This window comes from Rhodococcus sp. MS13 (assembly GCF_013277835.1).
GTDB classification, from domain to species: Bacteria; Actinomycetota; Actinomycetes; order Mycobacteriales; family Mycobacteriaceae; genus Rhodococcus_F; species Rhodococcus_F erythropolis.
Genome location: NZ_VBTL01000001.1, coordinates 463,876 through 489,036, shown reverse-complemented (window position 1 = coordinate 489,036; position 25,161 = coordinate 463,876). Strand labels below are relative to the sequence as shown.

Below are 25,161 nucleotides of genomic sequence, written 5' to 3'. Positions count from 1 at the left end.
CTCGCCCGGGCCCAGGGCTGCGCTGCTGATTGCGAGCCCGACTTCGGCAAACCCTACGAACCTCCGGTATCGGGGGTGTTTCGTAGATATTGCGCCTGTCCGCAAACTTCGAGTCACAACGGAAATGTCGATCTGTCGGAGGTCTACGGCAGACTTCGAGCCGACGGGCTATTGCAGGACAGTCGAATCGGAGAGTCTTTGTGATCAGGGTGTTGGTGCCAACAACGGTGGAGCAGGGCGATCTCGCGGAAGTGCTTCGGTTGTATGACGAACTTGTCACCGAGACCCGAAAAGAGGTCGGCTGCATCAATTACGAGTTACTGCAGCGCACCGACAATCCCTGCGAGCTCGTGTTGGCGGAGGAATGGGAATCGCAGGAGCACCTCGACGCCCACACTCATACCGAGCACTTCGTCAGGTTGGTTGAGGCGCTGGACAAGCTCGAGACGGCAGCGCCGGCGCAGATCTTCACGAAGGTTCTGTAGCGGCGGGATCAGGGCTCAGCGCCTGCTCATCTTGTAGACGCGAACGAGCGTGCCGTCCAATTCGGGGGCCACGGTGCCGCAGTGAAAGCTGTGGGTTCGTCGAGGTACTGGACCCCGTGCCTTCCGCCGTGAAAAGAAGTTTGAATCGAATAACAGGCGGCTGTGACGTCGACTTCGAGGGAACCGTCGACCACTGACAACACCCAGGTGTCGAATTCTTCGAGCAGTACAGCGGCCCCCCTGTCGCATCCGTCGCAGGCACAGTCAGGAATGGACGCCATCGCCACAGCCGGGTTGCCCGCGGCGATCGTGACATTGAACGGGTGGGCGCTGTCGACCGGAGTGTGCGTGGTCAGCACGAGCGGAACCGCACCGTCACTCGAAGGCTCCAAAACGGTGTCAGCCCCGCCGGACTCCAAGGGACGGAGCGCCCATCGCACAGGCGGTACTTCTCGTGCCCAGCCGCGATCGACGAGGACCTTTGTCCACGCTCGAGCTCTTGCCACCACGATCAGGAACTTCTCCGGATCGGTACAACGCTCGTACGAGTCCTTGCGGGGTTGGACGTCGCCGCTGTATGGGCTCAGCCACCCTGGTGTCTGCGCGCCCGTGATGGCGAACGCGGCAGCGACGTCATCGAGTAGGTCGCATAGTTCGCGAGAGAGCCTGGAATCGTCTTCGCTCCAGCCATTTTCGCGGGCGGAGAGGACGTTGTTGTTGTAAGTCTCCCACCACGGCCTCGTCGGGTCCGTAATCATGACGGCAACGCTACTGGCAACTCTGACGGTCAGTCTCCGATATATCCGGTCTCCGGGTTGACCTTGCTGAGGAAGTCGCGGATCGACGCACGGTGTTCATCGATAGTTTCGGGCTGAATTTCGTTCGATGGACTGTTCGCTCGGTCGAGGACACTGTAGTAGGAAACACGGTGAAAACTGGAAAACCCGTACCCCTCGTTCGGCCCCGATTTCCAGTCGTAGTCGGACGCGCCCGGCTCCCCGGGGCGGACCGTCACCGTGAAGATTTCTCCATCGACTTCCAGCGTGAATGGCCCATCATCTGCGATCGGACGGCTTTCACATGTCGACTCGTCCTGTTCCTCGAACGTCATGTGTCGACCCTGTCACAAGGGAAGGGCTACAACGATTGGTCGGGTCCGGTCAACGAGGCGGGACCGGTAGTCGGTTGGTGTGCGCCGGTGAACCGCTCGACGACGGATACAACGACGATCGCGAGTGCCAGGATTCCAACGGTCTGGGCGAGTGACTTCAGGGTCTTCGGAAGTGCCTTCTTCATGCGAGGCAGATTACTGCGGACGGCACGTAATTTGTGGGCTAGGTTTCGGTCCGTATCGGACTGCTCTGCCCAGCGGCCGCTCGTCCACGCAGTGTGACTATCCGTGAATCAAATCTTGTGGTGCCCCCGGCAGGATTCGAACCTGCGACCAAGAGATTAGAAGGCTCTTGCTCTATCCCCTGAGCTACGGAGGCGCGTGGAACATCATACTCGAGGGTTCGGGATGTGACGCGCGCCGCCCAACTCCGACGCGTTGTCGTAGTCGGTTCGCGAAGGTCCTACCCTTGAGGTATGGCTACACCCGACCTCGCGCCGACAGATTCCCCACCGGAGTCCACACAGCACAGCGGTGCACCCGCTTCTTCGACCGCGATATTCGTGGTCAGTGGACTCATCGCAGGGCTCACCGCAGCCATCGTGGTGGGATTCTCCGCGTCGCAGGCACTGACTCTTCTGGGTATCCCGGATCCAGGTCCGATCACCACATACGGCCTCCCCGCGATGCGCGCACTGGGGGAGATCGCCGCGGTCATCGCGATCGGGTCACTGCTGCTGGCCGCGTTCTTCGTACCGCCGCAGAAGTCGGGCGTCCTCGACGTCGACGGCTATCGAGCAGTCCGAACTGCATCGCACGCCGCGATCGTGTGGGCGATCTGTTCGTTCATGATGGTGCCCCTGACGCTCTCCGACACGTCGGGTCAGCCGTTCGCCGAAGCGATCAAACCGGCAAACCTCTGGTCGGGACTCGATCAGGTCGAGATCGCCGGCGCCTGGCGCTGGACGGCGATCATCGCGGTTGTTCTGGCGATCCTGGCCCGACTGACACTGCGCTGGTGGTGGACTCCGCTCCTGCTGCTGGTCGGTCTTCTCGGACTGATGCCGCTCGCTCTCACCGGTCACTCGTCTTCGGGCGGCTCGCATGACATCGCTACCAACAGCCTGATCCTGCACCTCGTGGCGGCTTCGCTCTGGGCCGGCGGCTTGTTCGCGCTACTGGCACACGCGCGGCGCGGCGGCGATTACACCGACGTAGCGGCTCGACGCTTTTCGACGGTCGCATCCATCTGCTTCGTCGTCATGGGATTCAGCGGCGTCATCAATGCGATTGTCCGTCTGCCTCTCGACGACGTGTTCACCACGACGTACGGACGATTGATCGTCGCCAAAACAGTTGCACTGATCATCCTCGGGTTCTTCGGTTGGGCTCAGCGGAGTCGGGCGCTGCCGGCACTGGCGGAGAACCCGAAGAGTCGCTCTGCTCTGATTCGATTTGCCGGCGCCGAGGGCATCGTGATGGCGGCGACCATCGGTCTCGCGATCGGCCTCGGTCGTACCCCGCCGCCTCCGCCGCTGTCGATTCCCTCGATCCCCGAGGTCGAACTCGGTTACAACCTTCCGGACCCGCCGTCGTTCATGGCGTTCGTGACGGACTGGCGATTCGACCTCATGTTCGGCACCGCCGCAATTGCTGCGGCGATTCTGTACGGCATCGGCCTGCGCAAGCTGGCCAAGCGTGGAGACTCCTGGCCCGTCGGCCGAACCATCGCCTGGATGAGCGGTTGCGCGGTGCTCCTGATCGCCACGTCGTCCGGTGTCGGCAAGTACGCGCCGGCAGTCTTCAGCGTTCACATGGGCGCACATATGGCGCTGTCGATGTTGGGCCCAGTCCTGCTGGTTCTGGGTGCGCCGATCACTTTGGCTCTGCGGGCGCTCGATCCGGCGGGCAAGGACGGCGTGCCAGGCATTCGCGAGTGGATTCTGACCGCGCTGCACAGCCCGTTCTCACGATTCATCACCCACCCGATCGTGGCGGCAGTTCTCTTCGTCGGCGGTTTCTACGCGCTGTATCTCGGCGGAATCTACGGCGCGACCGTCGACTCGCACAGCGCTCACCTGCTGATGAACCTGCACTTCATCCTCAGCGGCTATCTCTTCTACTGGGTGGCGATCGGAATAGACCCGTCACCACGCCAATTGCAGCCGGTGACCAAGCTGGCGATGGTCTTCGGCTCACTTCCGTTCCACGCGTTTTTCGGCGTGGCATTGATGAGCACTACCGCCGTCATGGGCGGCGCGTACTTCCGCTCGCTCGGACTCGGTTGGAACAACGACCTGATCGGCGATCAGCAGCTGGGCGGCAGCATCGCGTGGGCGACCGGCGAGATCCCACTCATGGTGGTCATGCTCGCGCTGCTGGTTCAGTGGTCGCGCAGTGACGGAAGGACCGCGCGCCGAACGGACCGTGCGGCCGAGCGTGACCACGACGCCGACCTCGCTGCTCACAACGCCATGTTCGCCGAATTGGCCAGGCGGGACCGCGAGGGGTGGAAACCGCGTGAGGCTGCTGACGCGGAGACTGCAAGCGAGGACTCTGCGGACGAGACACCCAGCGAGAAGAAATCCGACGAATCCTCCACTAGCACTTAGCTCCGACACTGCCCGGGCCGTTTGGCTCGGGCAGTGCTGTTTCTCCACAGCTGTCCCGCCGATGCACAGGTGGAAATCGAAATCCCGAGCGAGGCGTTTGCCGTTCCACAATCGAAACTGCCGACGCAGTGATCGGCCCCGCGGCAGTTGGCGGGTTCTGGAGTTCGAAGGGGGATCGGACATGTACGAAACGCATGCAACGGTTGTCGGAACCGTCATCACCAATCCGGTGAAGCGGCAGACAACCAATGGCGAAGAGGTGCTGAGCTTTCGGATGGCGAGCAACACGCGTCGCAAAGACGCGGTGACCGGAGAGTGGACGGACGGAGCGACCCTCTATCTCACGGTCAGCTGCTGGCGGCGGTTGGTCACCGGCGTCGGCGCATCCATCATGAAGGGTGATCCGGTCATGGTGGCGGGGGAGTTGCGCACCAACGAGTACACGACCAAAGAGGGTGTGCCTCGTTCCGATCTCGAGCTACGGGCGACTGCGGTAGGCGCGGACCTTGCTCGTTGCATCTCGAAGATCGAGCGTCAGAGCAAGCCGACGTCGGCGGAGAATGTCGAGGACGCAGTCGACACCGTCGCTGCGTGAGGACTCACACCGAAGGTTTCGGGCAGTCGCGGGGCCGAGAGTCGTGCCCCGCGTCCACTCGCTCGAGAAGTTCGGTGAGAGTTGCTCGCTCCGACTCGTCGAGGTCGTCGAACACATCCGAGGATTCGCGTCGTTGAGCTTTCGCGACGTCGGCAGCGAGGGTAGCGCCGGCGTCGGTGAGCTCGAGTAATACAGCTCGCCGATCGTTCGGATCGGGAGTGCGGCGCACCCATCCGGCCTCTTCGAGGGAATCCACGACGTCGGTCGCCGACCGCGGAACGATGCGCAATCGCTCGGCAAGAAACCCGAGTCGAACCGGCTCGCCCACTCGGGTCAGTACTCGCAGCGCTCGGCTTTGCGACGGCGAGAGACCGAATGGTTCCAGCGCTGCCACTTGGCGTCGGCGGATGAGCCGTGCCACGGACATCACTACGTCGGTGAGTTCGCGCTCTCGGGAATGCATGGCGTCAGTCTAGCGTTGTTGGTGTCAGCCTCATAGTGAGGTAACCTCATCAATATGAAACTAGGGTGAGAAAGCCTCCAGGAGGTAGAACGTGAAACCAGATCACATGCGAAACATCGAACGATCCGCTGTCGAGATCACTCCGGCGGACTCCGTACCGGCAAAGCGCGTACTCGGACTGTTCGCGCCGTATCGAACTCAGATCGCCATCGTCACCGCGGTCATCACACTCAGCGCGATCGTGGCGTTGGGCAGTCCGCTGCTCCTACGCGAAATGCTCGACAAGGCGATCCCGGACAAGAACCTCGGACTCGTCAGCGTTCTGGCCATCGGCATGATCGCCATTGCCGTGATCACGAGCTGTCTCGGCGTGGCGCAGACTTGGATGTCCAACAGCATCGGCCAGAAACTGATGCACCAACTGCGTGTGCGGGTCTACTCGCATCTGCAGAATCAGTCGCTCGGATTCTTCGCTCGAACCCGAACCGGAGAAGTTCAGTCGCGCATTGCCAACGACATCGGCGGTATGCAGTCGGTGGTCACCAACACGGCAACGTCCATCGCGCAGAATGCAACGACCGTGGCAGCCACCATTGTTGCTCTGTTCCTTCTGGATTGGCGACTCGCCATCTTCTCGCTGGCGATCTTGCCGGTGTTCATCCGTATCGCACGCAAGATCGGTGACGAGCGCCGCAAGATCTCGGGTAAGCGGCAGAAGCTACTCAGTGATCTGTCGGTCCAGGTGGAGGAATCTCTCTCCGTCAGTGGCATTCTCCTCGGCAAGACGACCGGCGCGAAGTCGGCTCTGACGGATCGATTCACCGAGCGCTCAGCGGAAGTCGCGGACGTCGAACTCCGGGCCATGATGGCCGGCAAGTGGCGCATGGCGACCATGTCGATCACCTTCGCAGCCATGCCCGCACTGGTCTACTGGTTCGCCGGTTTCACTCTCGATCACGGCAACACCATCACCGTCGGCACCCTCGTCGCATTCACCACACTGCAGACCCAATTGTTCCGCCCCACCATGATGCTGCTCAACACGGGCGTCGAGGTGCAGAGTTCGATGGCACTGTTCAGTCGCGTGTTCGAGTACCTGGATCTGCCGATCGACATTGCGGATCCGGAAGAGTCGAAGAGCTTCGACCGCACCAAGATGTCCGGCGAACTTCGGTTCGACCACGTCGACTTCTCGTATCCAGGAACCGACAGCAAGACTCTCGACAACATCGACCTCACGGTCCCGGCCGGCGGAACCTTGGCGTTGGTCGGCTCCACAGGTTCGGGCAAGACCACCCTCGGATACTTGGCGGCACGTCTGTACGACCCGACTGCGGGATCGGTGAGAATCGACGACATCGATCTGCGGGACCTCGATCTGGCGACGGTCTCCGATCTGGTGGGCGTGGTGTCGCAGGAGACGTACCTCTTCCATACGACGATTCGTGAGAACCTTCGGTTCGCGAAACCCGATGCCACCGACGCCGAGATCGAGCAAGCAGCGCGCATCGCGCAAATCCACGAGTTCATCTCCGGTCTCGACGACGGGTACGACACGATGGTCGGCGAGCGCGGCTACCGATTCTCCGGTGGTGAGAAACAGCGCATCGCGATCGCGCGCACAGTTCTGCGGAATCCGCCGATCCTGGTCCTCGACGAGGCGACGAGCGCCTTGGACAATCGCACTGAACGTGCGCTGCAGGACGCGCTCGACGAGCTGATGGTCGGACGCACCACTCTTGTTGTAGCGCACCGACTCTCCACGGTTCGAGATGCGGATCTCATCGCGGTCCTCGACCAGGGCGTGGTTGTGGAAAAGGGCACCCACGACGAACTTGTGCAACAAGGTGGGCGATACGCACAGTTGCTTGCGGCCTCGGGTAGCGACGCCGTCGAACTCCCGTCGGAACTGCAGACCGTGTGAGTGTAAGAAATGTCGGCCATTTCACTTCCGCAAGTTTCTAGAACGTGTTCTACTTTAGTGGTCGTTGATCGACTATCAGTGGAGGCGGAAAGATCATGGGTCAGGTTCTGGACAACATCTCACAGTTCGCCGACGAGATCCGCGCCGACGGAGTCGAGGGCGACAAGCTGATGCGCTTGACGGACGGCAGCGCGAAGCGTTTGCGCGACGCCGGCGTCATCCGGATGTTGCAGCCGAAGGAATTCGGAGGCCTCGAGGCGCATCCGCGTGAATTCGCCGAGACGGCAATGGCTATCGGCGCGATGGATGGTGCCACGGGCTGGGTCAGCGGCATCGTCGGTGTTCATCCGTGGGAGCTTGCGTTCTTCGACCGCAAGGCTCAGGAAGAGGTGTGGGGAACCGATCCCGATACGTGGATGGCGTCGCCGTATGCGCCGATGGGCGTGGCGAGGCCGGTCGAGGGTGGGTACATCCTCAACGGTCGCTGGTCGTTCTCCTCCGGTACCGATCACTGTGACTGGATCATGATCGGCGCGATGGTCGGTGACGAGTCCGGTAAGCCGTTGATGCCGCCGAAGATTCTGCACGTGTTGTTGCCGCGCTCCGATTACGACATCGACCAGGACAGCTGGAATGTCGTGGGCCTGCGCGGTACGGGGTCGAAGGATCTGATCGTCAAGGATGCGTTCCTGCCGACGTATCGGACTCTTGATGCGGGAAAGGTTTTCGACGGGACGGCGTGGAAGGAAGCGGGCCGTACGGAGACGTTGTACAAGTTCCCGTTCTCCTGCATTTTCCCGTTGGGGATCACTTCGTCGTTGATCGGTATCGCGGAGGGTGCGTTGGCGTGCAACATGGCGGCGCAGCGTGAGCGTGTGACGGTCAGTGGTGTTCCGATCAAGGAAGATCCGTACGTGTTGTTCGCGATCGGTGAGGCGGCGGCCGAGATTGCTGCTTCTCGGGCTGCGATCTTGGAGACGGTGGATCGTTTCTGGGACATGACCGAGAAGGGGCAGGAAGTTTCGTTCGAGCTTCGTGCGATCGGTCGGCGTACGCAGACTGCGGCGGCGTGGCGGGCGGTGCGGGCGGTGGACGAGATCTTTGCTCGTTCCGGTGGTGGCGCGTTGCAGTTGAACACGCCGATGCAGCGGTTCTGGCGTGATGCTCATGCCGGTCTCGCGCACGCGATCCATGTGCCTGGTTCCATTTTCCATTCGTCGACGCTCTCGCAGCTCGGTGGCGAGCCGAAGGGCATCCACCGGGCAATGATCTGAGCCGTCCTGGGGACACCTGGAGGTGTCCCCATCGCGGTTTTCGTGGGGGTCGATGAGCGTGTCGGCGAATCTGGTCGGTGACCTCGGACTGTCCGCAGAACCCGCATCGGTGTGAGCGTCAACGCGCAATGTGGGTTATAGGACAAACACCGATAGGCTGGCGGTCATGGCTGAGTTCATTTACACGATGAAGAAGGTGCGCAAGGCGCACGGTGACAAGGTCATCCTCGATGACGTCACGATGAGCTTTTACCCCGGCGCGAAGATCGGTGTCGTCGGACCGAACGGCGCTGGTAAATCCAGCATCCTCAAGATCATGGCCGGACTGGACCAGCCGGGCAACGGCGAGGCATTCCTGGCTCCGGGCGCGACCGTCGGCATCCTCATGCAGGAGCCGGAGCTCGACGAGACCAAGACGGTTCGCGAGAACGTCGAGGACGGTCTCGGAGAGACGATGGTCCAGCTCAAGCGGTACAACGAGATCGCCGAGCTGATGGCCACGGATTACTCCGACGAGCTCATGGAAGAGATGGGCGAACTGCAGGAGAAGCTCGATCACGCAGACGCGTGGGAGATCGACTCGCAGCTCGAGCAGGCTATGGACGCCCTGCGCTGCCCCCCGCCGGAAGAGATGGTCACCCACCTCTCCGGTGGTGAGAAGCGACGCGTTGCGCTCTGCAAGCTGCTGCTGAGCAAGCCCGACCTCCTGCTCCTCGATGAGCCCACCAACCACCTCGACGCCGAATCTGTCCTGTGGCTCGAGCAGCACCTCGCTGCTTACCCCGGCGCAATCCTCGCCGTGACCCACGATCGTTACTTCCTCGATCACGTCGCGCAGTGGATCTGTGAAGTCGACCGCGGACGCCTGTACCCGTACGAGGGCAACTACTCCACCTACCTGGAGCAGAAGGCTGCACGCCTCGAAGTTGCCGGCAAGAAGGATCAGAAGCTGCAGAAGCGCCTCAAGGACGAGCTCGCATGGGTTCGTTCCGGCGCCAAGGCCCGCCAGGCCAAGAACAAGGCTCGTCTCGATCGCTACGAGGAAATGGCGAACGAAGCCGAGAAGACCCGCAAACTCGACTTCGACGAGATCCAGATCCCGGCACCGCCGCGCCTGGGTGACGTGGTCGTGGAGGTCTCGAACCTCGACAAGGGATTCGACGGCCGCGTGCTGATCAAGGATCTTTCGTTCACGTTGCCGCGCAACGGAATTGTCGGCGTCATCGGCCCCAATGGCGTCGGTAAGACGACGCTGTTCAAGACCATCGTCGGTCTCGAGGAGCCTGACGCCGGTGAGGTCAAGATCGGTCAGACGGTCAAGCTGAGCTACGTCGACCAGAACCGTTCCGGAATCGACCCCAAGAAGACGGTCTGGGAGACCGTGTCCGACGGACTCGATTTCATCGTCGTCGGCCAGACCGAGTTCCCCTCGCGCGCGTACATCAGCTCGTTCGGTTTCAAGGGCCACGATCAGCAGAAGCCGGCCGGCGTCCTCTCCGGTGGTGAGCGCAACCGCCTGAACCTGGCGATGACGCTCAAGCAGGGCGGCAACCTGATCCTGCTCGATGAGCCCACCAACGACCTCGACGTCGAAACCCTCGGCTCGCTGGAGAACGCTCTCGAAGAGTTCCCCGGCTGCGCCGTCGTGATCTCGCACGATCGCTGGTTCCTGGACCGGACCTGTACCCACATCCTCGCGTGGGAAGGTGGCTTCGGCGACAACGAGGCAGCTTGGTACTGGTACGAGGGCAACTTCGAGGGCTACGAGGCGAACAAGGTCGAGCGACTCGGCCCCGACGCCGCACGCCCGCACCGCGTGACTCACCGCAAGCTCACCAGGGACTGATCCGGTGTCCGACGTATACACAGCGCAGATCCAGGTCCGGTGGGGCGATTCCGACCGGTTGGGTCACGTCAACAACACGCGTTACGTCGAGTACATGCAGGAAGCTCGCATCCAGTTCCTGGAAGCGAAACTGGCGCCGCTCGGCGGCCGGCCGGGATACCTCGTGGTTCGAAAGATGACCATCGAGTTCCTCAAGCCGGTCACCGATCGGTCCGGTCCGTTGAACGTGGAGATCTTCACGACTCACGTCGGGACTTCCTCGTTCACGGTTCGGCACGTCATCCGTGACAACGCGGGTGCCGAATGCGCCTTCGGCGACGCGTTGATGGTCGGATTCGACACCGTGTCCGAAAAGTCCAGACCGCTGGCGGACAGCGAACGTGCGGTGCTCGAAGCATCGCTTGTTCAGATGACGACATCGTAGATTTCGTTTCTCAGTTCACCCTAGGTACTGGTTGCCGCGGCTAGTCTCGAGTCAGAGATTGGTCGCGGCGATCAGAACCCACAAGGATGTGAGCCAGGAATGACAGACCGTGTACGGCAGCAGGGCACAGGCCTCGACGAAGCGACGTTGTTGACGCGTCTTCGCGAGGCCTTTTTCACGCACATCGACGAGGGTGACAGCGACGATGTCATCAACGGTCGATCGGATCGAGTCCTGCTCGCGCATCTCGCGCTCGGGAGGCAGCGGACGCCAGGCACGGCCGTATGGCGTGTGTACCGCCCGTCAGGATCCGAGGGTCTCGGCGCTGCCGTCCAGATCGTCACCGACGACATGTCGTTGCTCGTCGAGTCCGTTACCGCGATGCTCAACCGACAAGGCGTGGGAATCAGTCAATTCGCCCATCCGATCCTGACGGTTGAACGCGACAACGCGGGCAATCTGATTTCCTTGGGCGACAGCGGTATCCAAGAATCCTGGATGCACGTCCAGTTGGACTCCGAAGTCGAGGATTCCGATCTCGACGCGATCGAAGCCCACCTCGGCAAAGTGCTCGCGGACGTCCGCCAGGTGGTTGGTGACACCCCGGACATGAAGGCACTGCAACTGCGCGTTGCCGACGAGTTGGAGAGTGCTGCAGAAACTGCCTCCGGGAGGATCACCCCCGAAGAATTCTCCGATACCGCTCGGCTGCTCCGGTGGATGGCGGACGGAAACTACGCCGTACTCGGATACCGGCGATTCGAGGGCACGAAGGACGGCTCGCGCACGGTCGCCGGCAGCGGGCTCGGCGTGCTGCGCTCCGACGCGGTCACCGAAGGCCCGATGAGTTTGCCTCCCGTCGCAGATCTCCCGGATCGACCGCTTCTGGTGCTGACACAGGGATCGTTCCCCGCCACGGTGCACCGCGCTGTCTACCCGTACTTCGTGGGTGTCTCGATCCTCGACGACAGCGGAAACATCGTGGGGGAGCACAGATTCCTGGGTGTGTTCACCGTGGTCGCACTCCACGAGAACGTTCTCGCGATTCCCCTGATCGAGCGCCGCGTCCGCGAAGTCATCGCGCGTGCCGGTGTCGACCTGCATTCGTACTCCGGGCAGGCGATGCTCGAGGTCATCCAGTCCTTCCCGCGCACCGAGTTGTTCTCGAGCGATGCCGAGACCTTGTTCGAGACCGTCCACGCCGTGCACAGCATCGGGCTGCGTCGACAGGTGCGACTCTTCGTCCGCGAGGACACGTTCGGACGGTTCGTATCCTGCTTGGTGTATCTGCCTCGCGACCGGTATACGACGCGGGTGCGACTGGCGATGCAAAACCTGTTGTGGCGCGAATTCGGACCAGGCACAGTCGATTACACCGCCCGGGTTACCGAGAACGATCTTGCGCTGTTGCACGTGACGATCCGGCGCGATCCGGACAGTGAGCCGGTTCATCTGGATGTCTCCGAGGCCAACCGCGAGCGAGTTCAGGCCCTGCTGACCGAAGTCAGTCGTAGCTGGGACGACCGCATCAACGACCTTGTTCGCGACATTCCGGGTGTGGATCCGGAACTGGTGCAACGGTATTCGCGGTTACTTCCCGATGGATACAAGGAGGACTTCGAGCCGTCACGCGCGCTGGCCGACATCGCCAGGCTCGAGGCGTTGGCGCCAGGCGCGATCGACGTACTGCTCTATCGCGCTGTGGACTCCGCGCCCGGTGCCTGGCGCTTCACGCTCTTCGTCGGCGGCGACGGTATCTCGCTGAGTCAGGTGCTACCGGTGCTGCAGTCACTCGGCGTCGAAGTTCTCGACGAGCGGCCGCACGTCGTGCAGCGACTCGACGGCGTTCAGTGCTGGATCTACGATTTCGGATTGTCGGTACCGGCGGATCTTCGGGCGTCGGTCGAGATCGACCTCGATGCGCAGGTGCCACTCGAGACCAGCACCGCCCCGCTGACCGAGGTCCAGAAGCGATTCACGGCTGCATTCGGTGCAGTCTGGTTCGGCCGGGCAGAAGCTGACCGATTCAACGAGTTGGTGCTGCGGGCCGGAATGTCCTGGCGGCAAGCCGTGGTGCTGCGTGCTTACGCAAAGTATCTGCGCCAGGCCACATTTCCGTACAGTCAGTTCCACATCGAAGGAATCGCGCTTACGCACCCGCAGACCGCGTTTGCATTGGTGCAGTTGTTCGAGGCGATGTTCGACCCCGAGAAGCAGGACGACATCCGCGTCGCCGAATTGGACGAGCAGTTGCGTGCGTCCATCGACGAGGTACTCAGCTTGGATGCCGATCGCATTCTGCGTGGAATGTTCTCCTTGGTGAAGGCGACCTTGCGTACCAATTTCTACGTCGTCGACGCCGATGGCCGCTCTCGCGACTACCTGTCGGTCAAGCTCGATCCCTCGCGGATCAGCGAGTTGCCCAAGCCGCGGCCGGCTTTCGAGATCTACGTGTACTCACCCGAGGTCGAAGGCGTCCACCTGCGATTCGGCGCAGTAGCGCGCGGCGGACTCCGCTGGTCCGACCGGCGCGAGGATTTCCGCACCGAGGTGCTCGGCTTGGTGAAGGCTCAGGCCGTCAAGAACGCGGTGATCGTGCCGGTCGGCGCCAAGGGCGGCTTCGTCGTGAAGAATCCGCCTCTGCCGACGGGTGATCCGGCGGCTGATCGAACGGCGACGCTGGAAACGGGCAAGGCCTGCTACACCACGTTCATCTCCGGATTGCTCGACATCACGGACAACGTGCACGCGGCTACCGGCGAAGTTGTGACGCCGGATCGAGTGGTGCGCAAGGACGATCAGGATCGCTACCTGGTGGTCGCCGCGGACAAGGGCACGGCGACGTTCTCGGATCTCGCGAATTCGGTTGCCGCCAAGTACGACTTCTGGCTCGGCGATGCGTTTGCCTCCGGTGGCTCCGTGGGATACGACCACAAGGGCATGGGAATCACCGCTCGCGGCGCCTGGGAAAGCGTCAAGCGGCACTTCCGCGAACTCGGAGTCGACACGCAGACGCAGGATTTCACGACGGTAGGCGTCGGCGACATGAGCGGAGACGTGTTCGGCAACGGAATGCTCCTCAGTCGGCACATCCGTCTGGTGGGCGCGTTCGACCATCGACACATCTTCCTCGATCCGAACCCGGATGCAGCGAGCTCGTTCGTCGAACGTCAACGACTTTTCGAGTTGCCACGGTCGTCGTGGGCCGACTACGACAAGAGCCTGATCAGTGAAGGTGGCGGCGTCTGGGACCGCACGGTCAAGTCGGTTCCGATCGCCGAAAGCGTCAGAATCGCACTGGGTCTGGCCGAGGGGGTCACGAAGCTGTCGCCGCCGGAATTGATGCAGGCGATTCTGTCGGCACCGGTGGATCTGCTGTGGAACGGCGGAATCGGTACATACGTCAAGGCTTCGACCGAGACGAACGCGCAGGTCGGAGACAAGAGCAACGACGCGGTGCGAGTCGACGGTCAAGACCTACGAGTCAAGGTGATCGGTGAGGGCGGCAACCTCGGCGTGACTGCTCTGGGACGAATCGAGTTCAGCGCCAACGGCGGTCACATCAACACCGACGCCATCGACAACTCGGCCGGCGTCGACTGCTCCGATCACGAAGTGAACATCAAGATCCTTCTCGATTCGCTCGTGCGTTCGCAGTTACTGCCGACTCAGGAACGGAATCCGTTGCTGGCGTCGATGACCGACGACGTGGCGGCGCTGGTGTTGGCGGACAACATCGCCCAGAACGCGCTGCTCGGAATCTCCCGCGTGACCGCGCCGCAGATGCTCGGTGTTCACCGCCGTCAGTTGACGGATCTGACCAAGGCACGTGGCCTTGACCGCAAGCTCGAGGCGTTGCCGACCGACAAGGAGATCGAGCGTCGACTCGAGGCCGGTGTGGGTCTGACGTCGCCGGAATTGGCGACGCTGACGGCGCACGTGAAGCTTTCACTCAAGGACGATCTGCTCGCAACCGAGTTGCCGGACAACGATTTCTTCGCCCAGCAGATCCCGCAGTACTTCCCGACCGCTGTTCGCGATCGGTTCGAAACGGAGATCAAGGCACACCCGTTGCGGCGGCAGATCGTCGCGACGATGCTCGTGAACGAAGTGATCGACAACGGCGGAATCACGTACGCCTACCGCTTGGCCGAGGAGACCGGAGCGAGCAGTACCGACTCGATCCGTGCCTACGCCGCTGTGCGAGAGGTCTTTGCGCTCGACGAGGTGTGGTCGCGAATCCGCTCGGCCGGCGTCAGTGCAGAGATCGAAAACGAGCTGATCGTGGAGTCATGCCGCTTGCTCGACCGCGCGTCGCGGTGGTTCCTGGCCAATCGGCCCCAGCCGATCGCGGTCGGCGCCGAAGTTGCGCGCTACTCGGCAGCGTATCGGGCGACGGCGCCGCTGGTTCCGGGGCTGCTCGCCGGCCACCAGCTCGACGATCTGCTCGTGCGCGCTCAATCCGTGATCGATCGCGGGGCTCCGGAAGCGTTGGCGCTGGACGTGTTCCGACTGCTCGACGTCTACTGCCTGCTCGACATCGCGGATATCGCCGACATCGCCGATCACGACATCACCGAAGTCGCGGAGCTGTACTACGCCTTGGACGCGCATCTGGGAATCGACTGGCTGCTGAGCGCGGTCTCGGGACTCGAGCGCGGCGATCGCTGGCACTCGCTTGCTCGGCTCGCGTTGCGAGACGACCTCTACAGTTCGCTGCGGCAGCTGACGATGGAGGTTCTGGCCGGCGGCGAGCCGGGGGAGTCGCCGCAGGAGAAGATCGACGAATGGGAATCGACCAACGCCTCGCGGCTGAGTCGGGCGAGGGCAGCTCTCGTCGAGATCTTCGAGTCTGGGACGCTTGACCTCGCGACGCTCTCGGTGGCGGCGCGTCAGGTTCGTAGCATGGTGCGCAGCATGGGCACCCGATCGGAGGTAGGACGTTGAGCGAAGGATTCCACGCCGAAGTTGTGGTTCGGTGGTCCGACATGGATGCCTTCCAGCACATCAACCACGCACGGATGGTGACGTTGCTCGAAGAGGCGAGGATTCCTTGGTTGTTCGAAGACTCGCGCCCGACGGTCACCCTGCGTGACGGGGCTGTGATTGCCGATCTCCATGTGCGGTACCGCGGGCAACTGCGGCACGACGATTCACCGCTCGATGTCTTCATGTGGGTGGAAAAGGTTCGCGCGGTGGACTTCACCATCGCGTACGAGGTTCGCCCCCGCGGCGCCGATCTCAGCGTTCCGCCGTCCATCGTGGCATCGACTCAGATCGCGGCTTTCGATATCGACACTCAACGTCTGCGCCGCCTCAGCGGGCCCGAGCGGGAGTACTTGGAGAGCTGGCAACGTGCATGAACGTGTCCTGACCGTGCCCGAGGAGGCCGAGCGAAAGAACTTGGCCGGCTTCATCGGTCACGCCTTGCGTTTGGACGAGTCCGCGGTCATCCGAATGCGTCGACGCGGCGATGCGCACCTGAGCGTCTGGGCGTCAACGGGTTTCGACGCTCTGGCGACGCGAACCGTGGCGGGCACCATCAACCCTGACGACACGTCGGCTGCCGGCGATCAGTTGCTCTCGGCGGTGGAGCAGGCAACAGGTGAGCTGATCGATCCGGGGTTCGCCATGGATTCGGCGTGGCGTGGGGCGTTGCCGCCGATGGACGGCTTCGAGCACCTGGACGACGTACCCGCCCGGGTGTTGATCGAACTGGCGCAACGGGGCAACGCCTTGGCGCTCGAGCATGGAAGTAGTCACGGGCCGCCGGCGTCGTTGCTCGATCAGGACGTGCTCGAGGTCAGTGGTCCGTCAGGCACGGTCGGGATCTCGATGCGAGTTATTTTTGCCTTGACCGCAATGGGATTCGTTCCGCACGCCGGATCCGAAGCGATGACTGCGGACATCGATCTCGAACAGATCGACGCGTCGGAACTGGTTCGGGTGCGGGCGAGTCGATCGTGGGTGCGCCTCGATGCACGGTTTGGTTCGATCTACCGTCACCGCGGTGGTTCGATACCGCTGATGGTTGCGCGGTAGGAGTTCAGGCGACGGCCACCACCAGCGCGATGGGGCCGCCGCCTGACGACGTGCGAGAGTGTTCGGTCAGATCAGCCACGCCGCAGCGTTGACGGGCAACTGACCGTCGACGAGTGGTGCGCTGCTCAACAGCAGCTGCCCGCTCGGCAGTGCGATCGGCACCTCCGTGGTGTTGAGAGCACAGATCAGACCGCCGCGTCGACGGAAAGCGAGGCAGCCGGGGGGACTGCCGTACCAATCGATGTCGGTGCCGGAAAACTCCGGCCTGGCGCTACGAAGTTCGAGGGCGGCGCGATACAGCGAGAGCATCGAGTCGACGTCCTCGATCTGAGCCTCCACGGTGAGCGTCGACCACTCGGCCGGCATCGGCAGCCAGGTACTCGCACCGGTGGTGAATCCGAAAGGCGGCTCGGTTCCTTCCCAGGGAAGGGGCACTCGACAGCCGTCGCGTCCTCGCTCGGCATGTCCGGATCGTTCCCAGACCGGGTCCTGTAGTGCATCGTCGGGCAGGTCGACGTTCGGCAGGCCGAGTTCGGCTCCGTTGTAGATGAAGCTCGCGCCCGGAAGCGCCAACTCGACGAGGATCATCGCCCGTGCGCGTTGCGTTCCGATCTCGCCCCCGCCGTAGCGCGTGACTTCACGTTCGACGTCGTGATTCGACAGTGTCCACGTGGGCACACCCCCGACCTCGGCGACGGCCGCGAGGGAGTTCTCCACGGCCTCTCGGACGGACTCGGCGGAGAATTCGGTTTCTGCAAGCCGGAAGTTGAATCCGAGATGCAGTTCGTCTGGCCGGATGTATTCGCCGAACTTCTGGTTGTCCTTCACCCAGATCTCGCCGACGGTCATCGCCTCCGGGAACTCGTCCATGACCTTGCGGATGCCGCGGTGGATTTCGTGAACTGCCGGATTGTTGAACCGCGGGTCGTCGTCGGAATTGCGCATGAGCTCGTTGAGCTCCCAGTCGTGGTCCGGCAAACCGTCGGGCTTGGCCATTCCGTGGGCCACGTCGATGCGGAATCCGTCGATTCCGCGCTCGAGCCAGAAGCGCAGAGTCTTGGCGAGGTCGTCGAAGACCTCGGGGTTGTCCCAGTTCAGGTCCGGCTGTTCCTTGGCGAAGATGTGCAGGTACCACTGGCCGGGTGTTCCGTCGGCTTCGGTGACGCGGGTCCATGCCGGGCCGCCGAAGATGCTCGGCCAGTTGTTCGGCGGTTCGTTGCCTTTTTCACCTTTGCCGTCTCGGAAGATGTAGCGGGATCGCTCCGCAGAACCGGGCGCCGACGCCAGGGCTGCCTTGAACCACTCGTGCTGATCACTCGTGTGGTTCGGGACCAAGTCCATGGTGACCTTGATTCCGCGCTCGTGGGCCGACGTGATCAGCGAATCCATCGTCGCCAGATCACCGAACAGGGGATCGATGTCGCGAGGATCCGAGACGTCGTAGCCGTGGTCTGCCATCGGTGACTTCATCACCGGGCTCAACCAGATCGCGTCGATGCCGAGCAGCTCGAGGTAGCCGAGTTTCTCCTCGACTCCGCCGAGGTCGCCGATACCGTCACTGCCCGAATCGGCAAAGGAACGCGGATAGATCTGATAGAAGACCGCCTCGTTCCACCACGGGGCTTCGGGCCGGCTTACAGAGGACGAATCCGCGGGGGTGCTCACAGCAGTTCATAGTGCCAAACGTCTGGCACTCTCACGACTTGGACACGGCAAAAGCGTGACTCTTTACCTAGCCTTGGTGTACTTTGCATTCACGCGGTGACTCCATGTGGCAACTTTGGTGTTACTGCCGGGGGAGAAGTATCGAGAATTCAACCAAGGGGGCTTGGCCTTGACTTTGTCGGCAATCGAAGCGGTCAGTTTGGATCACGTACTGCTCGACGATGATCCGATCAACCGTGACTGGATAATCTTCGGCACACCGGTTGCACGGTCGGCGCAATGGTCGGCGAGTAAAGACGGGACCACGACTACGCACGTCTGGGATTGCACGAAGGGGCGCTTCCGCTGGTACTTCCATGCGGACGAAATCGTGCACATCATCGAAGGGTCGGTCACCGTTCAGGGCGACGGAATCGCGAAACGAACCCTGGGCGTCGGCGATGCCGCACTCTTCCGGGCGGGCAGCTGGTCGGAGTGGGAGGTCGAAGAGTACGTGCGCAAGCACGCAATCTTGAGTTCTCCGCTACATCCCACGGTGTCGTTCGGGGTACGAGCGGCCCGCCGGATCGCGCGTGTGTTCAGGCCGAAGGCGAAGTAAACGGTCAGATGGCGGAGTTCACCATGGACGCAGCAGCCATCTCCATGTAGTCGATCAACTGCTTGCGGTGCACCGGGCTTAGGGTCTTCTCGTCGATGGACGCGATGGCGACGTGCATGCACCGAAGCCACGCATCACGCTCGATCGGGCCGATCACGAAAGGATTGTGGCGCATCCGCAGACGCGGATGCCCACGCTCCTCCGAGTACGTGTGCGGCCCGCCCCAGTACTGCTCGAGGAACATCCGCATCCGCCGCTCTGCCGGGCCGAGATCGGCCTCGGGGTAGAGCGGGCGCACAACCTCGTCCTTCGCGACTTCTTCGTAGAATCGCGCGGTGAGCTTGTGAAACGTCTCGGCTCCGCCGACGGCGTCGTAGAAGGTCTGCTGCACGTCGTGCTGTACGTCATTCATGGCAAGTTCCATTGTGCCTGACGGCCGTAGTGGTCGGTTTCCGGGTCGACGACGGTTGCATCGGGTCGGAATGCGTACCCATTCACCGGAAATTCACCGGCCGTCCTGGCAATTTTGTTCGAAATGGGAGTGCGTAACGCGATCATCCGTGGTCAACTTGGGGGCAGTCTCCCGGAGGTCGTATGAAGAACCGACATGCTGCACGCAATCACCGACAACTCCAGCCCACTAGCGCGCGGAACGACCACGCGTTAGGGGCTGTTCTGGAAGTTGTTCCTGACGGGTTCGCGCACACTGCTGACCCACTCTTTTCCGAAGAGCATTCTCACCTCGAGATGTTCCCTCCCGATCGCGTTGTGCCCGAGTGGGTAAAACGTCGGGTGCTACTGCTCAACGTCACGTACGAACCGCTGACCGCCCTTCCTGCCAGGCGCGCGGTCGTACTGATGGCCTGCGGCAAGGCCGATACCGTCCACGAGGACGAACAGGGCCCGGTAGTCCATTCTGCGGACTGGTCGGTGCAGGTTCCCTCGGTCATTCGATTGCGCACCTACGTGCGCGTTCCGTATCGCGCCCGCATCCCCATGACTCGTGCCGCACTGATGCATCGTGACCACTTCCGATGTGCGTACTGCGGAGCCAAAGCCGAAACCATCGACCACGTCGTTCCTCGCAGCCGAGGGGGCGGGCATTCGTGGGAGAACTGCGTCGCGTGCTGTGCCCCCTGCAATCACCGCAAGGCCGACAAGATGCTCAGCGAACTCGGATGGACTCTCCGTGCGGAATTGGTTCCCCCGTCCGGTCCGCATTGGCGTCTGCTCGCGGCGACCAAGGAATTGCATCCGGCGTGGATGCCGTATCTCGGCGTGGGCGCAGCCTGAGCTATGTGTCGGCGTGGGCGCAGCCTGAGCGGCGTTCTGTCGTCACCGAAACGAAATTGCCCGAGAATTTGTGGCCCTGACGCTTTCCTTCCTGGCGTTCTGGGCTACGTTATCTGGTGTGAGCATTCTCGAGGTAGTACTGATATACGTTGGGATTCCGGCCTTGATCACCGCGTTCTTCGCGGCTGCGTCCTTCCTCGGGAAGAAGACGCCGGGACCGGTTCCGCCGGCGTTCCATCTCGGTGAGTCGTGGGATCACGCTCCCGTGCTGTGGAGTGCTGTCGACGAAGTCACCGTTCGCGGTGGCCATCACGGCAGTGCACACGCAATCGAAGTCGGTTCGGCTGATCTGATCGGAGGGTCCGCAAGTGGCAAGTGGTGATCATTCGACCGCGCTCGCAGTAGCGCCCGAGGACCTGCCCGTCGGCAGCGTCGTCACGTCCAGCGGACGCGTTTCCGGTGTGCACCGCATCGGCGAGCCGTTCACCGACGATCTTCCGTTCGAGACCATGGATCTGGTCGCGCTCGACGTCGCGATGACCGAAGCGACGCGGGCCACCAAGGTGCGATTCAACGCCTACATCGGTGATCTCGGTTCTGATCCGGCAGCGGGCGCCGACGCACTGTTCCCGACCACGCCGGAAGCCGAGCGTTCCGTGCTGATCGCCGTCTCGCCCAACCAGCGCACCGTCGAGGTACGCAGCGGGCGGGCAATCGCCGATCGGGTCACTGATCGCGTTACCCAGCTCGGAGCAACGGCAGCTGTTGCATCCTTCAGTGAAGGCAACCTGATCGACGGACTGATCAGTGCCATCCGCGTTATGGCAGCCGCAATTTCAGCGCCGTAACTGTTTGTCAGACACAGGCCGGTGCCCGCGTCGATTCGTGAGAATCGACGCGGGCACCGGCCTTTCGCATGTCAGCTCGCGTCGAACTTTCGTGCTGCGAGTGAACGAACCACACCGGCCTGGCCTTCGACGACCAGACGACGTAACGCGGGAGGGATGTCGCCTTCGAGGAATCGGTCTGCCGCCGCGACGGATTCTGCGGAGATCGACCACGCCGGGTACAGCCCGATGACGACGGTCTGTGCCACTTCGCTCGAGCGTCGTTCCCACACCGCCGCGATGTCGGCGAAGTAACGGGAGACGAAGGGTTCGAGCAATTCGTCCTGGCCTTCGCGAGCGAACCCGCCGATGATCGATCGTGCGGTGATGTTGGGCACCGAGTCGTCGCCGACGACCTTCGCCCAGACCTCTTCCTTGACAGCGGCCTGCGGACGTCCGGCCGCGGCCGCCGCGGCCTGACGAGCGCCCGCAGCGGTCGGGTCACGCTGGGCTTCGGCGTCGATGAACGGAGTTGCGGTTCCTTCGGCGTCGATCTCACCGGCAGCTGCCAGTGCCCCGACGATGCGCCAGCGCAGGTCCGTGTCGACGATCAGGCCGTCGAGCCCAACGGTGGAGGGATCGGCGTCGAGCAATTCGCGCAGTACCTCGGTGTGCCACGGGGAGAGTGCTGCACCGGTGAGTGCGTTGACGAATGCCAGCTGGTGGTCGGACCCGGCCTCTGCCTCACGTGCGAGTTCGAGCAACCGATTGGCGAAGCTCGCCGCACCTTCGGCCTCGGCCCAGGCCGGATCTGCGTAGGAGCCGATGGCGGTTTGGGCTTGGAGCAAGAGACGTTGCACCACACCGACTTCGGTCTCCGAACTGATGCCGCGCTCGACCAGTGCGACGAAGTCGCGTGCCTTCAGTTCGGCCTGACGGGTCATTTCCCACGCCGCCGACCAGACCAGGGTGCGGGGGAGTGAGTCGGTGATGTCGCCGACCCGCTCGATCGCCGTCGCCAACGATTCGGGATCGAGTCGCACGGAGCCGTAGGTGAGATCGTCGTCGTTGACCAACACGAGTGCACCGCGGGCGACGCCGACAAGTTCGGGGACATCAGTGCTTTCCACAGCATCGAGGTCGAGTTCGACGCGATGGCTTCGCACCAACTTGCCGTCGACGTCGTCGTAGATGCCGATGGCGATCCGGTGGATTCGCCGCTCGCCGGCGCCTGGTGCCGCACCGTCCTGCAGAACGGCGAAGCGGGTGAACTTTCCGTCTGCGTCGACATCGAAGTCGGGGCGCAGGATGTTCAAACCGGTGGTCTTGAGCCACTGCCGACCCCAGTCGGAAAGGTCACGGCCCGAGGACTTTTCGAGTGAGCCCAGCAGATCGTCGAATGTTGCGTTTCCGAATGCGTGCTCACGGAAGTACTCACGCAGTCCGGCGAGGAACGGCTCGAGTCCGACGTATGCGACCAACTGCTTGAGGACGCTGGCGCCCTTCGCGTAGGTGATGCCGTCGAAGTTGACCTCGACGGCAGCCAAGTCCGGAATGTCCGCGGCAATCGGGTGCGTCGACGGCAACTGATCCTGGCGGTATGCCCACGACTTCTCGACGTTGGCGAACGTCGTCCAGGCGTTCGTGTACTCCGTGGCCTCGGTCTGGCACAGGACCGAAGCGAAGGTCGCGAACGACTCGTTGAGCCACAGGTCGTCCCACCACGCCATCGTGACGAGGTCGCCGAACCACATGTGCGCCATTTCGTGCAGCACCGTCTCGGCACGACGCTCGTACGAGTAGCGGGTCACCTTGGAGCGGAAGACGTAGTCCTCGAGGAAGGTCACGGCGCCGGCATTCTCCATCGCGCCCGCATTGAATTCGGGGACGAAGAGCTGGTCGTACTTGCCGAAGGCATAAGGAACACCGAAGTTGCGGTGGTAGAAGTCGAATCCCTGCTTGGTCTCGGTGAAAAGCCGCTCCTCGTCCATGAACTCGGCCAGCGAAGCGCGGCAGAAGATTCCGAGCGGGATGTCGCCGTGCTCGTCGGAGTAGTTGTCGGTCCACTGCGCGTAGGGACCGGCGATGAGCGCCACCAGGTACGTGCTCATCTTCGGGGTGGTCCGGAAAACGTGCTTGCCGGGATCGGCGGCGAGGGTCTCGACGACCGCGGAGTTGGAGATGACCTTCCACGACGTGGGAGCGGTGACGCGGACGTCGAACGTGGCCTTCAGATCGGGCTGATCGAAGCACGCGAACATGCGCTTGGCGTCAGCCGTCTCGAACTGTGAGTAGAGGTAGACGGCGTCATCGGTCGGGTCGACGAATCGGTGCAGTCCCTCGCCGGTGTGGGAGTAGATGCAATCGGCCTCGATGACCAACTCGTTGTCGGCAGCGAGGTCGGGAAGGCTGATGCCCGTCGACTCGTCGTAGTCGGAGACGTCGAGTGCGGTGCCGTTGAGGACCGCGGAATGGACTCGGGCCGCGACGATGTCGATGAAGCTGCTTGCTCCGGCCGTAGCCGTGAACGTGACGGTGGTCTTCGAAGAGAACGTCTCCTCGCCGGGTGCGTCGTTGCCGTCCGTGAGATCGAGTTCGATCAGGTAGTTCTCGACGGTCAGGATTGCTGACCGTTTCGCTGCGGTTTCGCGTGTCAGGTTCGGTGCGACCACAAAGATCTCCTCGTAGATGGTGCGGATCTATTACGTCCATCCCATCACGAAGAGAACGGCTCTACTCAAGCGGACACTTCTGCCAGCGGAATCTCCGGATCGGCCAGCCGTTCCGGATCGACGGGACGCGAAGAGGCGACCAATTCCTTGATGGCGTCACCGGCATCCCAGATGTTCACGTTCATGCCGGCGAGCACCTTGTTCGCGGAATCGAGCCAGAAGGCCAGGAACTCGCGCTTGTCGACATCGCCGCGAGTGACGACACGGGAGTAGCCGCCGTGCGGCGCGTGACCCACGTATTCCATTCCGAGGTCGTACTGATCGGTGAAGAAATACGGCATGCGCACGTACTCGGCGGGCCGACCCAACATGGTGTCTGCGGCCGTCTCGGGTTGGTTGAGTGCGTTTGCCCAGTGCTCCACCCGAATTCGTGCATTCAGAATCGGATGCTGTGCGGCCGCGATGTCGCCTACTGCAACGACGTCGGGGTCGCTGCTCTGCAGACCGGCGTCGACGAGAACTCCGTTGTCGACGTCGATACCCGCCTCCGACGCCAACTCGGTGTTCGGCAACGCGCCGACAGCAATCAACACGGCGTCGGCCGGAATCACGGTGCCGTCGCTCAAAGTGACGCCGGCGGCGTGATCGCCGTCGACAGAGATTGCGCTGACGTCCGTGCCAGTGCGCAAGTCGACGCCGTTCTGGCGGTGCAGAGCGGCGAAGACCTCACCCATTTCCGGGCCCAGGGTCGATTCGAGCGGAAGGCCGGCATGCTCGAGCACGGTGACATCGACGTCGAAACCGCGAGCCGACGCGGCAATTTCGAGACCGATCCAGCCGGCACCGATCACGACGAGCTTCTTGTCGGCGGCCAGGGTGCGCAGTAGCGCAGCGGCTTGATCGACTGTTCGCACGTAGTGAACGCCCTCGGCGTCGGACCCCGGGATGTCGAGGCGCCGCGAACGTGAGCCGGTGGCCAAGGCGAGCTTGTCGTAGCTGATCGTGGAACCGTCCGGAAGTGACACGGTGTGCGCAGCGGGGTCGATGGCCGTTGCCGTCGTTCCCGGACGAAGATCGATGTGATGGTCGCGGAACCACTCGCCGTCGTGGACGGTGAATTCGGGGAGTGTCTTCTTGCCTGCGAAGAACTCTTTCGACAGCGGCGGCCGCTCGTACGGAAGGTGGTCTTCTTCGCTCAATACGGTGATCTCACCGTCGAAATCTCTGTCACGCAGGGCTTCTGCGATCTTTGCGCCCGCGAGCCCGCCGCCGACGATCACGAATCTCCGGTTGGTGCTCATTACTGAACCACTCCTTCGTACTCGTTTCT

At 62.6% G+C, this 25,161-nt stretch carries 22 protein-coding genes and 1 tRNA gene; 14 read left to right on the top strand and 9 right to left on the bottom strand.

The annotated features are described in order from the left end of the window. The first annotated feature begins 215 nt into the window (after window positions 1-215). Window positions 216-485: a putative quinol monooxygenase gene (locus tag FEZ59_RS02190; RefSeq protein ID WP_223257903.1), complete on the top strand. Its 270-nt coding sequence runs from the start codon at window positions 216-218 to the stop codon at window positions 483-485. Window positions 486-511: 26 nt separating this feature from the next. Here FEZ59_RS02190 and FEZ59_RS02185 read toward each other — a convergent pair whose 3' ends face one another. From FEZ59_RS02185 to FEZ59_RS02170, 4 genes are all read right to left on the bottom strand, one after another. Then, on the bottom strand, window positions 512-1,243 hold the full coding sequence (locus FEZ59_RS02185; RefSeq protein WP_021344743.1) for a DUF6226 family protein: 732 nt from the start codon (window positions 1,241-1,243) through the stop codon (window positions 512-514). Window positions 1,244-1,272: 29 nt separating this feature from the next. After that, window positions 1,273-1,596 (bottom strand): hypothetical protein, encoded by a 324-nt coding sequence (locus tag FEZ59_RS02180; RefSeq protein ID WP_021344742.1) that lies wholly within the window; start codon window positions 1,594-1,596, stop codon window positions 1,273-1,275. Between the two features lie 26 nt (window positions 1,597-1,622). Continuing rightward, window positions 1,623-1,781: a hypothetical protein gene (locus FEZ59_RS02175; RefSeq protein WP_172932165.1), complete on the bottom strand. Its 159-nt coding sequence runs from the start codon at window positions 1,779-1,781 to the stop codon at window positions 1,623-1,625. Between the two features lie 118 nt (window positions 1,782-1,899). After that, window positions 1,900-1,975, bottom strand: a tRNA-Arg gene (locus FEZ59_RS02170). A gap of 97 nt (window positions 1,976-2,072) precedes the next feature. Between FEZ59_RS02170 and FEZ59_RS02165 the strand changes: the two genes are divergently transcribed. Both FEZ59_RS02165 and ssb read left to right on the top strand, forming a co-directional pair. Next, window positions 2,073-4,208 (top strand): cytochrome c oxidase assembly protein, encoded by a 2,136-nt coding sequence (locus FEZ59_RS02165; protein WP_042446115.1) that lies wholly within the window; start codon window positions 2,073-2,075, stop codon window positions 4,206-4,208. A gap of 181 nt (window positions 4,209-4,389) precedes the next feature. After that, window positions 4,390-4,803: a single-stranded DNA-binding protein gene (gene ssb / locus FEZ59_RS02160; protein ID WP_007733347.1), complete on the top strand. Its 414-nt coding sequence runs from the start codon at window positions 4,390-4,392 to the stop codon at window positions 4,801-4,803. A gap of 4 nt (window positions 4,804-4,807) precedes the next feature. Here the strand turns inward: ssb and FEZ59_RS02155 are convergent, their stop codons facing one another. After that, window positions 4,808-5,266, bottom strand: a complete 459-nt coding sequence (locus tag FEZ59_RS02155) for a MarR family transcriptional regulator (protein WP_003945320.1) — start codon at window positions 5,264-5,266, stop codon at window positions 4,808-4,810. A 106-nt stretch (window positions 5,267-5,372) separates the two neighbouring features. Between FEZ59_RS02155 and FEZ59_RS02150 the strand changes: the two genes are divergently transcribed. From FEZ59_RS02150 to FEZ59_RS02120, 7 genes are all read left to right on the top strand, one after another. Next, window positions 5,373-7,190 (top strand): ABC transporter ATP-binding protein, encoded by a 1,818-nt coding sequence (locus tag FEZ59_RS02150; RefSeq protein WP_049940979.1) that lies wholly within the window; start codon window positions 5,373-5,375, stop codon window positions 7,188-7,190. Window positions 7,191-7,285: 95 nt separating this feature from the next. Then, entirely contained in the window at window positions 7,286-8,464 is a 1,179-nt protein-coding gene (locus FEZ59_RS02145; RefSeq protein ID WP_020908243.1) for an acyl-CoA dehydrogenase family protein, read from the top strand. A 166-nt stretch (window positions 8,465-8,630) separates the two neighbouring features. Further along, a complete protein-coding gene (gene ettA / locus FEZ59_RS02140) occupies window positions 8,631-10,310 on the top strand; it encodes an energy-dependent translational throttle protein EttA (protein ID WP_007730925.1) in 1,680 nt (559 codons plus the stop codon). Window positions 10,311-10,314: 4 nt separating this feature from the next. Next, complete coding sequence (locus FEZ59_RS02135; protein ID WP_172932164.1) at window positions 10,315-10,734, top strand: thioesterase family protein; 420 nt, start codon at window positions 10,315-10,317, stop codon at window positions 10,732-10,734. A 99-nt stretch (window positions 10,735-10,833) separates the two neighbouring features. Next, window positions 10,834-15,681: an NAD-glutamate dehydrogenase gene (locus FEZ59_RS02130; protein WP_172932163.1), complete on the top strand. Its 4,848-nt coding sequence runs from the start codon at window positions 10,834-10,836 to the stop codon at window positions 15,679-15,681. After that, a complete protein-coding gene (locus tag FEZ59_RS02125) occupies window positions 15,678-16,097 on the top strand; it encodes a thioesterase family protein (protein WP_003944573.1) in 420 nt (139 codons plus the stop codon). The genes FEZ59_RS02130 and FEZ59_RS02125 overlap by 4 nt, the downstream gene beginning before the upstream one ends. After that, entirely contained in the window at window positions 16,090-16,776 is a 687-nt protein-coding gene (locus FEZ59_RS02120) for a hypothetical protein (RefSeq protein ID WP_019749097.1), read from the top strand. Before FEZ59_RS02125 ends, FEZ59_RS02120 begins: the two co-directional genes overlap by 8 nt. Before the next feature lie 66 nt (window positions 16,777-16,842). Here FEZ59_RS02120 and FEZ59_RS02115 read toward each other — a convergent pair whose 3' ends face one another. After that, window positions 16,843-18,441: a glycoside hydrolase family 13 protein gene (locus FEZ59_RS02115; protein ID WP_020970005.1), complete on the bottom strand. Its 1,599-nt coding sequence runs from the start codon at window positions 18,439-18,441 to the stop codon at window positions 16,843-16,845. Between the two features lie 163 nt (window positions 18,442-18,604). Between FEZ59_RS02115 and FEZ59_RS02110 the strand changes: the two genes are divergently transcribed. Then, window positions 18,605-19,039 carry a cupin domain-containing protein gene (locus FEZ59_RS02110; RefSeq protein ID WP_021344735.1) on the top strand — a complete coding sequence of 145 codons (435 nt, stop codon included), beginning with the start codon at window positions 18,605-18,607 and terminating at the stop codon, window positions 19,037-19,039. 4 nt (window positions 19,040-19,043) lie between these two features. Here FEZ59_RS02110 and FEZ59_RS02105 read toward each other — a convergent pair whose 3' ends face one another. After that, window positions 19,044-19,451 (bottom strand): globin, encoded by a 408-nt coding sequence (locus FEZ59_RS02105; RefSeq protein WP_003944464.1) that lies wholly within the window; start codon window positions 19,449-19,451, stop codon window positions 19,044-19,046. A gap of 335 nt (window positions 19,452-19,786) precedes the next feature. Between FEZ59_RS02105 and FEZ59_RS02100 the strand changes: the two genes are divergently transcribed. The 3 genes from FEZ59_RS02100 (at window position 19,787) to FEZ59_RS02090 (ending at window position 21,180) form a co-directional block, all read left to right on the top strand. Beyond that, on the top strand, window positions 19,787-20,332 hold the full coding sequence (locus FEZ59_RS02100; RefSeq protein ID WP_019749093.1) for an HNH endonuclease: 546 nt from the start codon (window positions 19,787-19,789) through the stop codon (window positions 20,330-20,332). Window positions 20,333-20,450: 118 nt separating this feature from the next. Further along, window positions 20,451-20,714 (top strand): hypothetical protein, encoded by a 264-nt coding sequence (locus tag FEZ59_RS02095; RefSeq protein ID WP_172932162.1) that lies wholly within the window; start codon window positions 20,451-20,453, stop codon window positions 20,712-20,714. Continuing rightward, on the top strand, window positions 20,701-21,180 hold the full coding sequence (locus FEZ59_RS02090; RefSeq protein ID WP_019749092.1) for a DUF5130 domain-containing protein: 480 nt from the start codon (window positions 20,701-20,703) through the stop codon (window positions 21,178-21,180). Before FEZ59_RS02095 ends, FEZ59_RS02090 begins: the two co-directional genes overlap by 14 nt. A 71-nt stretch (window positions 21,181-21,251) precedes the next feature. Here FEZ59_RS02090 and pepN read toward each other — a convergent pair whose 3' ends face one another. Then, the gene (gene pepN, locus FEZ59_RS02085) at window positions 21,252-23,831 is read right to left on the bottom strand and encodes an aminopeptidase N (RefSeq protein ID WP_046378777.1); all 2,580 of its coding nucleotides are present in this window, start codon (window positions 23,829-23,831) and stop codon (window positions 21,252-21,254) included. A 65-nt stretch (window positions 23,832-23,896) separates the two neighbouring features. Then, the gene (locus FEZ59_RS02080) at window positions 23,897-25,132 is read right to left on the bottom strand and encodes an FAD-dependent oxidoreductase (RefSeq protein ID WP_020908238.1); all 1,236 of its coding nucleotides are present in this window, start codon (window positions 25,130-25,132) and stop codon (window positions 23,897-23,899) included. Window positions 25,133-25,161 lie beyond the last annotated feature (29 nt).

Excerpts from the sequence above, each read along its gene's own strand:
- FEZ59_RS02185 (WP_021344743.1), bottom strand. The coding sequence starts at position 1,243 with ATGATTACGGACCCGACGAGGCCGTGGTGGGAGACTTACAACAACAAC.
- FEZ59_RS02180 (WP_021344742.1), bottom strand. The coding sequence starts at position 1,596 with ATGACGTTCGAGGAACAGGACGAGTCGACATGTGAAAGCCGTCCGATC.
- FEZ59_RS02175 (WP_172932165.1), bottom strand. The coding sequence starts at position 1,781 with ATGAAGAAGGCACTTCCGAAGACCCTGAAGTCACTCGCCCAGACCGTT.
- FEZ59_RS02165 (WP_042446115.1), top strand. The coding sequence starts at position 2,073 with ATGGCTACACCCGACCTCGCGCCGACAGATTCCCCACCGGAGTCCACA.
- ssb (WP_007733347.1), top strand. The coding sequence starts at position 4,390 with ATGTACGAAACGCATGCAACGGTTGTCGGAACCGTCATCACCAATCCG.
- FEZ59_RS02155 (WP_003945320.1), bottom strand. The coding sequence starts at position 5,266 with ATGCATTCCCGAGAGCGCGAACTCACCGACGTAGTGATGTCCGTGGCA.
- FEZ59_RS02150 (WP_049940979.1), top strand. The coding sequence starts at position 5,373 with ATGCGAAACATCGAACGATCCGCTGTCGAGATCACTCCGGCGGACTCC.
- FEZ59_RS02145 (WP_020908243.1), top strand. The coding sequence starts at position 7,286 with ATGGGTCAGGTTCTGGACAACATCTCACAGTTCGCCGACGAGATCCGC.
- ettA (WP_007730925.1), top strand. The coding sequence starts at position 8,631 with ATGGCTGAGTTCATTTACACGATGAAGAAGGTGCGCAAGGCGCACGGT.
- FEZ59_RS02130 (WP_172932163.1), top strand. The coding sequence starts at position 10,834 with ATGACAGACCGTGTACGGCAGCAGGGCACAGGCCTCGACGAAGCGACG.
- FEZ59_RS02105 (WP_003944464.1), bottom strand. The coding sequence starts at position 19,451 with ATGAATGACGTACAGCACGACGTGCAGCAGACCTTCTACGACGCCGTC.
- FEZ59_RS02100 (WP_019749093.1), top strand. The coding sequence starts at position 19,787 with ATGTTCCCTCCCGATCGCGTTGTGCCCGAGTGGGTAAAACGTCGGGTG.
- FEZ59_RS02080 (WP_020908238.1), bottom strand. The coding sequence starts at position 25,132 with ATGAGCACCAACCGGAGATTCGTGATCGTCGGCGGCGGGCTCGCGGGC.